The sequence below is a fragment of the Candidatus Gastranaerophilales bacterium genome (assembly GCA_028693235.1).
Classification (GTDB): Bacteria; Cyanobacteriota; Vampirovibrionia; order Gastranaerophilales; family Gastranaerophilaceae; genus JAQUVW01.
In genome coordinates this window covers 15,314-29,227 of the sequence record JAQUVW010000001.1, presented here as the reverse complement: position 1 = coordinate 29,227, position 13,914 = coordinate 15,314, and the positions used below count along the sequence as shown (strand labels likewise).

The window sequence follows — 13,914 nt, the reverse complement described above, 5'->3', positions numbered from 1 at the left end:
AAATGAACGAAACACAAACGCAAGAAACAAATGTTTCAGCTAAAACAAAATCAACAAACGGACTACAAAAGTTCACTACAATGCAACTTTTGAACTTCTGTTTAGGATTTTTTGGATTACAATTTGCATGGCAAATGAGAATTATTCTCTCAGGTCCAGTAACAGAAGGACTCGGAGCTTCACCCTTCATATTCGGCTTAATCTGGCTTGCAGGTCCTGTAACAGGAATGGTTATTCAACCGATTATCGGCTCTATGAGTGACAAAACTTGCACAAGATTCGGAAGAAGAAGACCTTATTTGCTTTTAGGTGCTATTCTTGCCAGTTTGGCGTTATGGATATTCCCAAATTCTGCCGGAGTTGCTGCTAAAATAGCCGGATTATTGCACATTCCGACTCCTGTTTTAGGCGGACTGCTCGTTGCAGCTGTTATGATTTGGGTCATCGATGCTTGCGTAAACGCTGCTCAAGGTCCATACAGAGCATTGGTTCCTGATATTATTCCTCAAGAACAACATTCTTTGGCTAACTCTTTTTTAAGTTTTGCAATTGGCTTAGGCTCTGTAATCGCAGCCGGTACAGCACCTTTCCTTAAATGGATTTGTAACTATCAAATGTCTATCGAAGCTCAATTTATAATGGCGGCTCTTGCGTTTTCCCTAGCTATGATTTGGACTTGTTTAACAACTAAAGAACAAACCTCTAAAGACATGCCTGTCGTAGAAAAAGAAGAAAAAACAAAGATTAAAGAAGATGGATTTATCACAAAATTAAAAGACTTCTTCTCATCTTCACCCGAAGTCGGTAAAATCTGCACAATTCAACTTTTCACTTGGATTGGGACAATGAGTATGATGATTTTCTTTACTCAATATGCAATCCATACTTTGTGGCAAGTGCCTGACCTTACAACAGCTTCTGCCGCTGTCAAATCATCATTTGAAGCTGCAACATTGCAAGCGACAAACTTTTCATCAATTTCATTTGCTGTTTTCAACCTAGTGTGCTTTATCGTTTCAATCCCAATAGGTATTTTGTCCTCAAAATACGGCAACAAAAAAGTCCATTTAGTATCATTAATATCAATGGCTATTGCTTATATCGGAATGGCTATAAGCAGTAACCACGCTGTAGTTTTGGCATTAATGGGTTTGGCTGGAATCGGTTGGGCAAGCATATTGGCACTTCCTTTTGCAATGCTGTCTAAATACATCAAACCCGGTTCAGAAGGTTCTGTTATGGGGATTTTCAACATCTTCATCGCAGGTCCTCAAGTTATTGTCTGCACTATTTTGTCAGCATTTATCACAACTTGCTCTTTCAAAATGTCTACGGGAATAAACTATCACTGGGAATACGCCCTATTTGTAGGTGCTGTTGCTCTAGCTTTAGCAGCTATCGTTACCGCTTTAATTAACGAAGAAGCATAGTTTATACAAAAGAATTAATAAAAAGCTTGAACTTGTTAGTTCAAGCTTTTATTTTACAATTTTTTCACTGACTTCGGTCAAATTTTGATTTGCACCGAGCTCTTTATCTAGCCTTGCAAAAAATATTTTATAAGCTGTTTCATCTTTTACGTGAATGATTTTTATTCTGTTTTTCTTACCTGTCAAAAGTCTTAAAAGCACCATATCTCTTTGACCTAACATATCGGTTTGCATATCAGCTCTAACGATTGTTTTTCCGTTTTTAGGAGTCACGTTAACTGACAAAATAACCTTTAGTTCCTTGTCTTTAAACTCATTTGCAACAATCCAAACATCGCTCACTACACAATAAGAACGAAGCCCATAGGTAACAATTGTTTGAAAAATATCAAAGCCCATTTTACCTAAAAAGCCGACTACTAAAAACATATTAACATCACGAGCCGTTAAAGATTTAGTAGCTTTAATGTAGTATAAATCTTCTTCTATCAATAGCGGCGAATAATTTTGTTTCACAATTATATTTTTAACAGCCTCCATCACTATTTGAGGATTTTGGACATCATAAGTCCTTGTCTGATAAGAGTTAAGCTCCTCCTCGGTGACAAGTTTTTTTTCTGCTGCAAAAGCAGGGGATATGACTCCACCCAAAATAATTGATATAATTGTCAAACACAAAATTTTTTTCATCTTAGTTATTTATGTCTCTTTTTAGGTTTAATATTAGCAGTTTGAGTTTTCTTTATTTGTTCAAAGGTTGACTCTGTTGATAATGAAGTTTGTTCCTTATTTTGCTGCAAAGAAGCCTCCTCCGGCGATTTATAAGAGTCTAATTCTACTTGCAATTTGTCGAAAAAGTTATCGTAAAAAGTTTTGTCAACCAAATCGGCAACTTTAATTTCGACATCATACATGTTTAAGATTTTTTTTCTCGCTCTCACCCGAACTAACGTCTTTGAGCCGGCAGAAGTAACTGTATAATTTCCCTCTGTCCTTGCAACTGAGTATCTCTTAATCCCTGTCATTAGTTTTTTACACCCGAAAGTTTCTTTAATATCAATATATGGGTCATAAGTGTCAAATTCTTTTGCAGCAAGGATATACCCGATTTTCGAGTCTGTTTGCTCAACAAAATAATACTCATCTTGCAAAACATTCAAAATCGATTTCATAACTTTAAAAGTATCAGCTGTTTCAAAGGTTCTTTCTTGCATTGTTCTAAGTTCAGAAGCAGAAAGTTTCAATGTCGGTTGTTCGCTTTCTTTAGCTGAAACAACGCCATTTGAACACACATACACTGCAAATAGAAATATCACGATTAACTTTTTCATTTTTGCTCCTAATCGAATCATTTTTATTAATTATAATCTAAGTGACGTATTTTTTGCAAATAAATACATCCTTATTTGTAAATACCGAAAAATACTGTTATAATACTAACCGACTATTTGCGTATAATAATACCTTTTTATCAAAACGCAATCACACCGATTTTTAATCGCAGATACCATTTAAAATTAGGATTCTTATAATGGAAATTTCTAAAGAACAATTTAAGAAAATCATCGAACTCTCAGGACTCGATGATATAGACATCAACAACTGCACTTTAGTAGATTTTTCAAGAGCTATTGTCGAAATAGAGCGTAAACTCAATTTCTTTGACACAAGTATATCGTTCGATAATGCTTCTGATTGCAAAAACGTCTTGATTGTTGACGATTTGGAACTTTCTATCTATCAATTAAATCAACTTTTGAAAAAAATAGGAATTCATCCCTCTGTTGCGAGAAGCAAAGATGAAGCTATTGCTGAACTAAGAAAAAAAAGCTTAGATTTTATTTTGATAGACCTCTTTTTACCGGACTCAAAAGACGGTTTTGCTCTACTTGAAGAAGCTGTCAAAGTTAAAAATGAAACTCAACCTAATTTGAAAATTTTAGTAATGTCAGGAACAGATGACAAATCAGTCATCGACAACTGCTACAAATTGGGTGCTGATGGCTATATAGCAAAAAGTGAAATGTGGCATACAGAAATATTGAAATACATGAATACAATATTAAGAAAAAATGATAATGCCGATTTCGTAAAAATTTCAGAATCTGCAAATATCACAACATATACTGTCGCACGCTTGAACAGCAAACAAACTCTTTCTGAAATCACCGAAGACATAAACTCAACTGTCTTGGTCGGTTGCAAAAATATAATTCTTAATCTTGAACAGGTTACATCTTTTGACCCAGACAACGCTTATGTTTTTGCCGAAATCTACAAAATTTGTGCAGGAAATGAAGGCGTTTTCGCCATTGCAAATCCATCTGAAAAAGTTAAAAAAGCACTGTCTTTCGCTTACTTAGACGGAATTATCCCTCTTTTCTACTCAGTCAGTGCTGCAATAAACTATATCGAAAACAAAGCCTAAGCTTCAGTTTCCATCATATCTACACGTCTTTGGTGACGTCCTGCTTCAAAATCTGTTTCAAGCCAAATTTTTACAATATCTTTTGCAAGCTCTGAGCCGATAATTCTTTCGCCGAAACAAAGAACGTTCGCATCGTTATGGAGTCTTGAATATTTTGCTGAACACGTATCAGAACAAGCTATTGCTCTAATTCCTTTAATTTTATCAGCTACAATTGCCATTCCTAAACCAGTTCCGCAGACCAAAATACCTCTATCAAAATTGCCATTTACGATTGATTTAGAAACCTCTTTCGCAATCACCGGATAATCAACGGACTCGGGAGAATTTGTTCCGAAGTCTTTTACCTCATACCCGTTTTCTTTTAAATAATCTATTATTTTATTTTTTAATTGATATCCGCCATGGTCAGCTCCGATTGCTATTTTTATATCAGACATTTTTATCCCTTTCAGCTTGTTGTAAATGCAATTTTATTGTAACAAAAGTTAATTTTAAGGTCAAAAATAGTCATGAAAATAGCGTAATTTATCTTTATATATATAGTTAGGGCGAAAGATTATATTTTTATGGAAAATTATCAAGTTACACAACCTCAAACGACACCGATGCAACAGCAACAAAGCTATATGCAACAGCCGATTGCACCTGCTCAAAACACTCAAGCAGCTCAACCGACTCAACCTGCAACAAGTGCTTCTGGCGTCAATATTATGATTTACAATCCGACTGCCAACGGTGGCTCAGGGGGGCTGCCTCAAGCATATCCGTCAAATTATTATTTGCAACCACCTGTTTTTAACAACAATAATAATTTTCAACCGCAAATGCCTCAACAACCTCAAGCTACAACCCCTGTAGCTGAACAACCACAGGCTGCTGCACCTATGGCTGAAACAAAAACTGAAAACAAAAAAACAGGAAAAACCAAAAAAGTCATAGAATTAACTGATGATTATATCAAAACATTGGAAAACTATTTGAGAAACCCAAACAAAGAAACAAGAATGATGGGTGCTAAAGAACTCGCAAAAAGATTTGAAGAAGATGACACAAGAAAAAATGATAGAGCCCTAAATGCTTTATTAGACTTGGCTCTTCAAGATAAATCGGCAGATGTCAGAGCCCTTGCTTTAGCGACTATAAGTGGCGGTTTAGCTCAAGGGGACGATACAACTGTAAAACTTCTTCAACAAATGCAAAAATCTAACTCTGCATACGGGCTGGATGCATTAAACGCAACAGATGCACTATTAAAAATGTCAGGCAACACTATAGAAATCCCCGACAACTCTCCTGACAAACCTAAAAAACAAAAAGAAGAAACCGAAGAAACTAAATAAAAAAAGCCTCTACGGGCACGGAGCAAAAAATGGGTAAGTATTCAATAATTTCAAAAGGCATAGGAGCAGCTGCAGCCGGCATGATGCTTTATGATGCAGGCAGAGCCGGTGTCGTAAATTCTGCAAAAACACAAAAATGCTACACTGCCGACAGACTCCCTGACCAATATATCAACTCTATGAGAATGAACGACAACAGTGCAATCGGAAACAAGCTCAAAAAAGGTTTATTCAAATGGCAAATGGACGATAATATCGGAGAATTTTTCTCCTCAATTGGTGGATTTTTCTCAGGTGCCGGTACAAGTCTGGTCAGCAATGTAATTCCTGCTGCATTAGCAACAGGAGCTATAATGTTTAAAAAAGCAGGCAAATTCTGCGGACTCGGGCTTCTTGCTTGCGGGGCAAAATATCTGCTATATGACGTTTTAAATGTCGGAAAACCGAAACAAATAACTTAAAATCAAAAGCTTGAGTTAATTCTCAAGCTTTTTCTATTAATATTAAACAATTTAGTCAGAAATTTTTTTACAGCATCTTCCCCCCATAACGGTATCCAAATACAACATCGCACTTGTATTATCATTGGCAAATCTAACTTTTTCAACCAATTCAGCTGCTGTTGATTCTTCTTCTACCTGCTCATCAATATATATACGCAAAAATGAAGCGGAAGGTCTATCATTATCTTCATCTGCATAATCGGCAAGTTTATTAATCAAAGAAGATATATAAACCTCATGTGCCAACATTGACTCAAAAACATCAAGAATTGACGCAAACTCCTTAGGCGGTTCTTGAATTGACTCCAAAGCAACCCGTCCTCGTCTTTCTATAATGTATTTGTAAATAGATTTTGCATGTTCAAGTTCTTCTTCAACTTGGATATGCATCCAGTTTGCCATACCTTTGAAATTTTTATCTTCAAGATAAGCTGCCATTGACAAATAAAGATACGCTGAATATAATTCTTTATTTATCTGGTCATTAAAAGCTCTTTGCATTTTGTCACTAATCAATTTTCTGCCCTCCATAAGCCGTGAACATTACACAATTCTCGTGCTATGATTTTTTCACATTTACACTTTAAATCCAATTTCGGTTCATCATTTGGACTTAGATATTTTCGTTTTATGTACTTTTTATCAGGGGATATAGCTTCGACAAACATAATATAATGATTTTCTTCCATAGGATGAGGAATAGAACCAACTCTTATAGTTTTTGTTTCTCCATCAAAAGTTATAACCGGTTTGTGTTTTTCTGCTACTCCATCATCATTTGTTTGTTCGGTTAACAGCTCCATTTTTTCACCACAACAGACAAGGTCACCTGCCCCAGGGTGGATAACTTCTACAATATTTCCACAAATATTACACTTGTAGATTTGCATTAATTCAGTCATGAACACCTCCTAAAAATCCATATCAAAAGTATAGAGTTAATAGAGAGTGAGTCCATTGCCGAAAAGACTTAATTCCGGCATAACAATTATACTTATCTTATAATAAATAATTGATTGCTTTATTTGCATACAAAAAGGACGTAAAGAACCTTCTTTATTTAATCTAATTTAGTGAATAAATAACATTTACAATACTGTCTTCAAGGGCTTTTGCATCTTTTTGCGGTGCTGTAAAGTTTTGAACAATAATCGAAACTGCATATATTTTGCCGTTTTTAGCTCTGACATAACCGGCAAGTGCACTTATATTAGCGATGGAGCCTGTTTTTAGCCAAGCGTCGCCCCTTAAATCCAACATTCTCAATGCAAGAGTACCATCTCCCGGTTGTGCCATATTTAGTTGAATATTCTCAAAATCCGGAGATTGATATAATTTGCAAAGTGCATCGGTCATCCAAGTAGTAGAAACTAAATTATTTCGAGATACACCACTCATATCTGCCAACACAACAGGCTCAGTTGAAAGCCCTTTTTGCGTATAAAAATCTTTTACCATTTCAATTGCTTTTTCATTGGTGCCTTGAGAATTGAATTTTTCTGCTGAAGCAACTTTTGCAAAAGATTCGGCTGATAAATTATTACTGTTTTTAAAAATTGAAGGCAAAATATCTGTTGCGTTGTGACACACTTGCCCAACCAATGTCGCATCTTTAGGTGTTTTTCTGGTATCAAAAGATTGTCCTTGATATTTAATATTGTATGTAGTCAAATAATCACTGACTCTATATGCAAAATATCGTGACATATTATTTATTGGAATTGATACACTTTGAGGAGTTTTGAAAGTTCCTGACAAAGTAACAATATCAGGAGATTTCCAATCTTGTCTTTCGATTTTTATCTTTGTTTCAGAGCCGTTTTTTATATTATTCATAACAGCTGTCGGGTACATAGGAGAAACGGTAAATTTTGGCGAAGTCGCAAAATCATTGTTTGAAACATTAACATTAAAAACATTTCCATCTAAATTGTAAGCACTGAATTTCGGCATATAAGAACTTGTTCCGTCATCCCACATCCAGCCTATGCCCCATTCATTTGAGTCAACAACGCTATCGTCAAAATAAATTTTGTTTACAACTTTACAATTTTTACCACGTAAGTCTTTGATTAAATATTTTAATTCATTACTTGTAAGCAAAGGGTCACCTGCTAATTTAAAATACAAGTTTTTGTTTTTATCTTGAAAAATTTGAGTCTTGAACTGATAACCATTCCCTAAAGCGGACATCGCAGCAGGCGTAGTTATTAATTTCAAAGTGGAAGCAGGATGCAAAAGCTTATCCTGATTGTATGAATAATATTCATTGCCGTTTGAAGCATCTTTTATACTGACAGCAATAACCGCAGATTTATTAATCGGTGAGGAGGTAACAATATTGTCAATCGGATTGATTTTTTTAAGAACTTTTGCCTCACCTTGTCCGACAAAAACCACCATTATAAAAAATACTGATAACAGTTTTAGAATATTTTTCATTCTTCCTCCGAAAATTTATACTCACGACAAGTATCACTAAGAGTCGGGATTGATTTTCTCAACTCATACATATCATTCAAATCTATTTCAACTTCAAGAACGCCTTCATTTTCACCCAAAGAAGCTACAATTTCACCCCTTGGGTCAACGACCATAGAGCAGCCAAGATTATGCGTTCCATCTTTTAAAAATCCGGTTTGTGAAACTGCTATCATAAAAGATTGATTTTCAATAGCTCTAGCCTTTTGCAAAGTAGTCCATTGATTCTTTTTAGATGCAGCCCAAGCTCCCATATTAACAAGCAAATCGGCACCTGAATAAGTATATTTTCTAAATATTTCAGGAAATCTCAAATCATAGCAAATTGTAAGTCCTATTTTCCCTACGTCGGTAGTCGCAATTACAACATTTTTGCCCTTTTCGACATAATCACCCTCACAGGCGTCACAATGAGAATAAAGATGCATTTTGTCATACATAGCAATCAATTTACCCTCACGATTATAAACAGGAGAAGTGTTTCGCAACTCTCCGTTATCAAGTTTTCTGATATAACTGCCACCTAAAACATTTGCTCTGAAACTTAATGCGATATTTCTTAAAAAATGCAAAGTTTGAGAATGTTGCATCTCCTCAGCAGCATCTGGAAAAGAAGGGCAATCCCAGCCGACATTCCACACTTCAGGAAAAACAATCAAATCAGGATGCGATTCGACATAAGGAACCAAAAGCTCCACTATTTTATTAAAATTAGCTTGTTTTTGCCCTATTAGAGCTCCATTTTGCACAATTAAAATTTTAACTTTTTTTTCCATATCTGAATTTTATTACAAATGAGCAAAATACACCAGAAAAGTAAACATGTTGAAACAATTATTTTAAGTAATCATCAAAGGATTTTTTTTCTACCTTATAACCGCAACCTTCATGGAGTTGAGCTGGAAAATTGACAAACCGCATCGGATATTTTTTGCACATCGGCAACCTTTTATCATAATCGCTACAAGTCCCATCAGGATTAATCAATTTGCAGGCAAAAATCAAATTCCCCGCTTCATCTTTCCCTTTTATATAAAATCTTTTGTATGCAGGGTATAAAAACTGCATTATTTTGAACTCTTTTTCTGAATATGTATCAAAACTATACATATAATTGCAACATTTTCCGCACTTTTTGCAAGTGCCCGTAATCCTATATTTCATGCGTTCTGGCACGAAATATGACATCAGTTCGTAATACATTGTTTTTAATATATTTATCATAATTTGAAAATTATATTTTCTCTGCTAAAATGTTTGAGTGTTACTAAGATAAGAATAGTATATTATGACTGATTTTGAAATGCCAAGAAAATTTAAAAATCCAAAGAAAAACAACCCCATAAAAACTTTTATCATTATGGCGTTAGCTTTTCTACTCGCTTCTGTAGCGATTTTAAAGGTTTATTTAGCTTCGCTTCCACCTATACAAAACCTTGAATCTTTTAAGCCAACTATCGTTACAAAAATTTATTCAGCTGACGGCGAAATAATTAAAACCTTCACTGCATACAGCTATGAAAAAGTTGATATTTCAGATGTGCCTGACAACTTAAAAAAAGCTATCATTGCAACTGAAGACAAAAACTTTTATCAACACGATGGCTATGATTTGTTCGGCTTAGCTCGTTCAACTGTAGCAAACCTCAAAGCCGGTCACGTGGTTCAAGGTGCTTCTACTATTACTCAACAGCTTTCCAGAATATTGTTCCTTTCTAACGAAAAAACTTTCGACAGGAAGTTTAAAGAAATCATTATATCTGCAAGAATTGAAAAGACAATCTCAAAAGACAAAATCCTTGAAATGTATTTAAACAACGTATATTTGGGTTCTGGAGCCTATGGTGTTGCAGGTGCTTCCACAATATACTTCAATAAACCGTTAAAGAATTTGACTTTAGCTGAATGTGCCCTAATTGCAGGTCTACCTCAAGCACCTTCTGTTTATTCGCCATACAACGACAAAGAACTCGCAAAAGAAAGACGTGCACAAGTTTTGACTCGTATGTATAAAATGAGATACATAACTAAAGATGAATTTGAACAAGCGAAAGAAGAACCTATCCGTTTAAATTCAAACCCTAATATATATACGCTTAACAGAGCTCCTTATTTTGTCGATTACGTAATGAAAGAATTAGAAGCTTTAGGCTTTGATGAAACTGAAATTTCTCAAGGCGGCTATAAAGTTATTACAACTCTAAACTACAAAGCTCAACAAGCAGCTGAAAACGCTATAACAAAAGACCTTGCGGCTTGGAGTATGAGAGGCGATAATCAGCAAGCAGCCGTATTCTCATTCTCTCCGATTTCAGGTGAAATAATAGCTTATGTCGGCGGTAAAAACTACGGAAAAAGCCAATACGACAGAGTTTCCCAAGCAATAAGACCTCCGGGCTCATCTTTCAAATCATTTGTTTACGCTGCTGCCGTTCAAAAAGGCTGGCAACCTACTGACAAAATTGAAGATACACCAATTAGAATTGCCGATTGGGCACCTAGAAATTATGGCGGTAAATACAGAGGGAAAATCCCTCTTTACAAAGGCGTAATGGTTTCTTCAAATGTCGTAGCTGTCAGATTGATTAAAGATGTCGGTATTCGCTCTGTAATCAACGTAGCAAGAGCACTAGGAATTTCAACTCCTATGGAATATGACTTCACTATAGCTCTAGGTTCTAACGGCGTAAAACTTCAAGAAATGACTATCGCTTACGGTGCTTTTGCTAACGGCGGTTTCAAAGTTAAACCTTACGCAGTTGAAAGAGTCGAAACCTCAAGAGGTAAAATCGTTTATCAAGCTCCAAAAACAAAAATTACAAAAGTTTTGGACTTGAACACTGCGGCAATGGTTACTGCAATGTTAAAACAAGTAATCATCAGCGGTACAGGACGAGCTGCAAACATTGGAAAACCTGCAGCAGGTAAAACCGGTACAACTGATGACTGCAAAGACGCTTGGTTTATCGGATACACTCCTGATATAGTTACAGGCGTATGGGTCGGAAATGATGACAATACAAAAATGGCAAACCTCACAGGTGGTACTGTTCCTGCTATTATTTGGCGTGATATGATGAAAGTCGCAACTGAAAAATATCCTCATTCCGATTTCGATTATCCTGATTACAACCTTAAAGCAGAAAAATTGCCGGCTAAAGATACTCAAGAAGGTAATTTCTCATCATCACAAGAAAATAAAGATGAAACAGATATTGAAACGACTCAAGATGCTTTAGCTCCCCCCACGCCTACAAAACATACACAACAAGGCTCAATGTCTGGGAACTTTAGCGATATACCAACTCAAGCTCCGCACCCGACACCACGTCAAGCAGCTGAGCAGACACAAGCTCCTGTTCCTGCTCAAAGCAGTCAAGGCAGATTTTATTAAAAACAAAACAAAAAGGAAGTTGACAATTATCGACTTCCTTTTTTGTAACTTACTTTAATCTAATCTACAATCCCATATCAAGCTTGGGGATTTTTACATTGAATATTTTTTCAAGGTCAACACTGTTTACCATCGCATCAATCAATACGCTTGGTTGAATATGCTTTGTATCAAAATCTTTTATAATACCTAAGATTTTTGCATCAGAATATTCTTCAATCATTCGTGGTGCGGTTTTTATCGCATAGTCCTCAGTCCCTTCCGGGTAACGATTAATAATCACGCCTGATACCTTTAAGCCTTCTGAAATTGCTTGGTTGATAGTTAAAAGCGTATGATTAATTGTGCCCAAATCAGGTCTTGCAACAATAACGCAAGGCAAATTGAGCTTTTTCGGCAATTCACTCATTAAAACATGGGGAGCAACAGGCACTAACAAACCGCCGGAGCCTTCTACTATAACAGTATCACAGGTTTGAGCCATTCTACTGTAGTCTTTTTGAATTACATTTAAGTCTATTTCGACATTTTCCAATTCCGCCGCAATATAAGGAGCCGTTGGTTCTTTTAAAATATAAGAAGCCTGCGTCGTAACATAAGGGTCAATCCGTTTTACAAATGACAAATCGGGTGAAATCATAAACGAGCCTTGGATTATAGCCCCGCTCTGCAAAGGTTTCAAGACACCTGCTTTATATCCTAAAGATTGCATAACCGCAGCCAAACCGGCTGTTACAACGGTTTTTCCGATATCTGTATCTGTTCCTGTAACAAAAATATTCATAATTGCCCTTTCTGCATCACAAGCATTATATCGCAAAAAATAAATCAAGAAGACTATGGATTATTATTTATAAGTTATTAAAATGAATCTATGAAGAAAATTATTTCAATTTTAATATTGTTTTTTACAATTATATACGCAGGTGTTTCATTTGCTGACAGCAGACTCAAAATCAGCAAAGACGCTTTTATCCGAGTTTTAAATCCTGTTGAAATATCAGGAACTATCGCAGACATAGGCGACAGCGTATATTTTATAAATGTTGATGACCTTTATATCAATGAAGAAAATGTTATACCTAAAAACAGTCGTTTCTATGGCGTCGTAGAAGACCTCAAAGAGCCTGTTCAAGGCACAAACGGTTCTGTTAAAATCAGGATAGATAAACTGGAAAAGCCTGATAAAACAACTATAGCGATTAAAGGTTATATTTTCTCATCAAACAACAACTACATTGGAGGCGATGCAACCCCACCAACATATTACAAAAGAACACCCCACTATACACAAGGTTGGAGAGGGGGCATTTTGCAATACACACCAACCAACATAAGAAGCTTCGGAGAACCTATTATAATAAAAGCGGGGGCTGAACTTTTCGTTGTACTTACCGAAGATTTATATTTGAACAATTAATATAACTTATCGTTATAATCTTCGTGATTGTATTTTCACAAAAAACATATATAATACTATTAAAATATTAGGCATTTATCATACACAAAGCAAAAGGAGGTCCTATATGAACAAAAGAACATTAACAATTATTATTGTTGCAGGGATGTTATTATCCAATGTATCTTTTGCTGCAACAAAAACGAATCCGAATTTTCAATTTGAATCAGCAACTCCTCAAGCTCAGTACAATAATTACGAAGGATATTCAAGTGAGTATTCCGTCCCTCAATCATTTGCCGCTCCGTTAAAGGGTAGCGTTACAATGGTTCCGGCGGGAACTTCATTTGCAGCAACAACAAGCTCTGAAATAAGCACTACCGCTCTCAGTCTTGGACAAGGTGTAACAATGTCTTTGCCAAGTAATTTTTACTACAACGGAAAACTAATCGCTCCAGCCGGTAGTCAAGTGAGCGGAAATGTAATATTGCTCAAAAAAGCAGGATTGGCGGGCAAAAACGGCCAAATAAAAATTAGATTTACCAATATTTACACACCTCAAGGTCAAATGATTCCGATATCAGGCGTCATTAGAACCTCTGATGGAACCGGCATTTTGAAAGCTGCAACTGCAAAAGATACAACTAAAGACTACGTTAAAGATATAGGAATTGGTGCTGCCAGTGGTGCGGTTTTAGGTACCGCAATGGGTGCAATGGCTCAAGGTTCTGTGGGATTGGGAGCTATCTATGGCACAGCTCTCGGCGGTGGCTTAGGGCTCGGCAAATCAGTAATCGACAAAGGTATTGATATTAATATTCCGGCAAATTCTAAGATTGATATTGTAATCGACCAACCGATTACAGTATCTCCTAGTGCTAAATATTAAGTAAAGTAGGCGATTTGTTTTAGTAAATGTTTTTTGCTAAAATAATT

16 protein-coding genes are annotated in these 13,914 nt (G+C 35.9%); 7 read left to right on the top strand and 9 right to left on the bottom strand.

What is annotated here, in order from left to right; all coding sequences use genetic code 11:
- Window positions 1-2: 2 nt before the first annotated feature.
- Window positions 3-1,430, top strand: coding sequence for an MFS transporter (locus PHV37_00160; GenBank protein MDD3236492.1), 1,428 nt, complete (start codon window positions 3-5; stop codon window positions 1,428-1,430).
- A 48-nt stretch (window positions 1,431-1,478) separates the two neighbouring features.
- Here the strand turns inward: PHV37_00160 and PHV37_00155 are convergent, their stop codons facing one another.
- Both PHV37_00155 and PHV37_00150 read right to left on the bottom strand, forming a co-directional pair.
- The gene (locus tag PHV37_00155; GenBank protein ID MDD3236491.1) at window positions 1,479-2,102 is read right to left on the bottom strand and encodes a hypothetical protein; all 624 of its coding nucleotides are present in this window, start codon (window positions 2,100-2,102) and stop codon (window positions 1,479-1,481) included.
- A 23-nt stretch (window positions 2,103-2,125) separates the two neighbouring features.
- A complete protein-coding gene (locus PHV37_00150) occupies window positions 2,126-2,761 on the bottom strand; it encodes a hypothetical protein (protein MDD3236490.1) in 636 nt (211 codons plus the stop codon).
- 200 nt (window positions 2,762-2,961) lie between these two features.
- Between PHV37_00150 and PHV37_00145 the strand changes: the two genes are divergently transcribed.
- Window positions 2,962-3,858, top strand: a complete 897-nt coding sequence (locus PHV37_00145; protein ID MDD3236489.1) for a response regulator — start codon at window positions 2,962-2,964, stop codon at window positions 3,856-3,858.
- Here the strand turns inward: PHV37_00145 and rpiB are convergent.
- The gene (gene rpiB, locus PHV37_00140; protein MDD3236488.1) at window positions 3,855-4,298 is read right to left on the bottom strand and encodes a ribose 5-phosphate isomerase B; all 444 of its coding nucleotides are present in this window, start codon (window positions 4,296-4,298) and stop codon (window positions 3,855-3,857) included. The genes PHV37_00145 and rpiB overlap by 4 nt on opposite strands.
- 129 nt (window positions 4,299-4,427) lie before the next feature.
- On the opposite strand from rpiB, the gene PHV37_00135 reads away from it, so the two are divergent.
- Both PHV37_00135 and PHV37_00130 read left to right on the top strand, forming a co-directional pair.
- Entirely contained in the window at window positions 4,428-5,201 is a 774-nt protein-coding gene (locus tag PHV37_00135) for a hypothetical protein (protein MDD3236487.1), read from the top strand.
- 29 nt (window positions 5,202-5,230) lie between these two features.
- Window positions 5,231-5,662: a hypothetical protein gene (locus PHV37_00130; protein ID MDD3236486.1), complete on the top strand. Its 432-nt coding sequence runs from the start codon at window positions 5,231-5,233 to the stop codon at window positions 5,660-5,662.
- A gap of 51 nt (window positions 5,663-5,713) precedes the next feature.
- Here PHV37_00130 and PHV37_00125 read toward each other — a convergent pair whose 3' ends face one another.
- The 5 genes from PHV37_00125 to PHV37_00105 all read right to left on the bottom strand — a co-directional run bounded on the left by PHV37_00125 (window position 5,714) and on the right by PHV37_00105 (window position 9,409).
- Window positions 5,714-6,220 carry a ferritin gene (locus tag PHV37_00125; protein MDD3236485.1) on the bottom strand — a complete coding sequence of 169 codons (507 nt, stop codon included), beginning with the start codon at window positions 6,218-6,220 and terminating at the stop codon, window positions 5,714-5,716.
- On the bottom strand, window positions 6,217-6,606 hold the full coding sequence (locus PHV37_00120; protein MDD3236484.1) for a desulfoferrodoxin: 390 nt from the start codon (window positions 6,604-6,606) through the stop codon (window positions 6,217-6,219). Before PHV37_00120 ends, PHV37_00125 begins: the two co-directional genes overlap by 4 nt.
- Before the next feature lie 163 nt (window positions 6,607-6,769).
- Complete coding sequence (gene dacB, locus PHV37_00115; GenBank protein MDD3236483.1) at window positions 6,770-8,146, bottom strand: D-alanyl-D-alanine carboxypeptidase/D-alanyl-D-alanine-endopeptidase; 1,377 nt, start codon at window positions 8,144-8,146, stop codon at window positions 6,770-6,772.
- Entirely contained in the window at window positions 8,143-8,961 is an 819-nt protein-coding gene (locus PHV37_00110) for a hypothetical protein (protein MDD3236482.1), read from the bottom strand. The genes dacB and PHV37_00110 overlap by 4 nt, the downstream gene beginning before the upstream one ends.
- 58 nt (window positions 8,962-9,019) lie before the next feature.
- A complete protein-coding gene (locus tag PHV37_00105; GenBank protein ID MDD3236481.1) occupies window positions 9,020-9,409 on the bottom strand; it encodes a YkgJ family cysteine cluster protein in 390 nt (129 codons plus the stop codon).
- A 64-nt stretch (window positions 9,410-9,473) separates the two neighbouring features.
- Here PHV37_00105 and PHV37_00100 point away from each other — a divergent pair, with 64 nt between their 5' ends.
- Window positions 9,474-11,579: a PBP1A family penicillin-binding protein gene (locus tag PHV37_00100; GenBank protein ID MDD3236480.1), complete on the top strand. Its 2,106-nt coding sequence runs from the start codon at window positions 9,474-9,476 to the stop codon at window positions 11,577-11,579.
- A gap of 64 nt (window positions 11,580-11,643) precedes the next feature.
- Here the strand turns inward: PHV37_00100 and bioD are convergent, their stop codons facing one another.
- Window positions 11,644-12,363, bottom strand: a complete 720-nt coding sequence (gene bioD, locus PHV37_00095; protein ID MDD3236479.1) for a dethiobiotin synthase — start codon at window positions 12,361-12,363, stop codon at window positions 11,644-11,646.
- 90 nt (window positions 12,364-12,453) lie between these two features.
- On the opposite strand from bioD, the gene PHV37_00090 reads away from it, so the two are divergent.
- Both PHV37_00090 and PHV37_00085 read left to right on the top strand, forming a co-directional pair.
- Entirely contained in the window at window positions 12,454-12,999 is a 546-nt protein-coding gene (locus PHV37_00090) for a hypothetical protein (protein MDD3236478.1), read from the top strand.
- Between the two features lie 106 nt (window positions 13,000-13,105).
- Entirely contained in the window at window positions 13,106-13,867 is a 762-nt protein-coding gene (locus tag PHV37_00085; protein MDD3236477.1) for a hypothetical protein, read from the top strand.
- Window positions 13,868-13,914 lie beyond the last annotated feature (47 nt).

Excerpts from the sequence above, each read along its gene's own strand:
- PHV37_00160 (MDD3236492.1), top strand. The coding sequence starts at position 3 with ATGAACGAAACACAAACGCAAGAAACAAATGTTTCAGCTAAAACAAAA.
- PHV37_00150 (MDD3236490.1), bottom strand. The coding sequence starts at position 2,761 with ATGAAAAAGTTAATCGTGATATTTCTATTTGCAGTGTATGTGTGTTCA.
- PHV37_00145 (MDD3236489.1), top strand. The coding sequence starts at position 2,962 with ATGGAAATTTCTAAAGAACAATTTAAGAAAATCATCGAACTCTCAGGA.
- rpiB (MDD3236488.1), bottom strand. The coding sequence starts at position 4,298 with ATGTCTGATATAAAAATAGCAATCGGAGCTGACCATGGCGGATATCAA.
- PHV37_00135 (MDD3236487.1), top strand. The coding sequence starts at position 4,428 with ATGGAAAATTATCAAGTTACACAACCTCAAACGACACCGATGCAACAG.
- PHV37_00130 (MDD3236486.1), top strand. The coding sequence starts at position 5,231 with ATGGGTAAGTATTCAATAATTTCAAAAGGCATAGGAGCAGCTGCAGCC.
- PHV37_00120 (MDD3236484.1), bottom strand. The coding sequence starts at position 6,606 with ATGACTGAATTAATGCAAATCTACAAGTGTAATATTTGTGGAAATATT.
- dacB (MDD3236483.1), bottom strand. The coding sequence starts at position 8,146 with ATGAAAAATATTCTAAAACTGTTATCAGTATTTTTTATAATGGTGGTT.
- PHV37_00110 (MDD3236482.1), bottom strand. The coding sequence starts at position 8,961 with ATGGAAAAAAAAGTTAAAATTTTAATTGTGCAAAATGGAGCTCTAATA.
- PHV37_00105 (MDD3236481.1), bottom strand. The coding sequence starts at position 9,409 with ATGATAAATATATTAAAAACAATGTATTACGAACTGATGTCATATTTC.
- PHV37_00100 (MDD3236480.1), top strand. The coding sequence starts at position 9,474 with ATGACTGATTTTGAAATGCCAAGAAAATTTAAAAATCCAAAGAAAAAC.
- bioD (MDD3236479.1), bottom strand. The coding sequence starts at position 12,363 with ATGAATATTTTTGTTACAGGAACAGATACAGATATCGGAAAAACCGTT.
- PHV37_00090 (MDD3236478.1), top strand. The coding sequence starts at position 12,454 with ATGAAGAAAATTATTTCAATTTTAATATTGTTTTTTACAATTATATAC.
- PHV37_00085 (MDD3236477.1), top strand. The coding sequence starts at position 13,106 with ATGAACAAAAGAACATTAACAATTATTATTGTTGCAGGGATGTTATTA.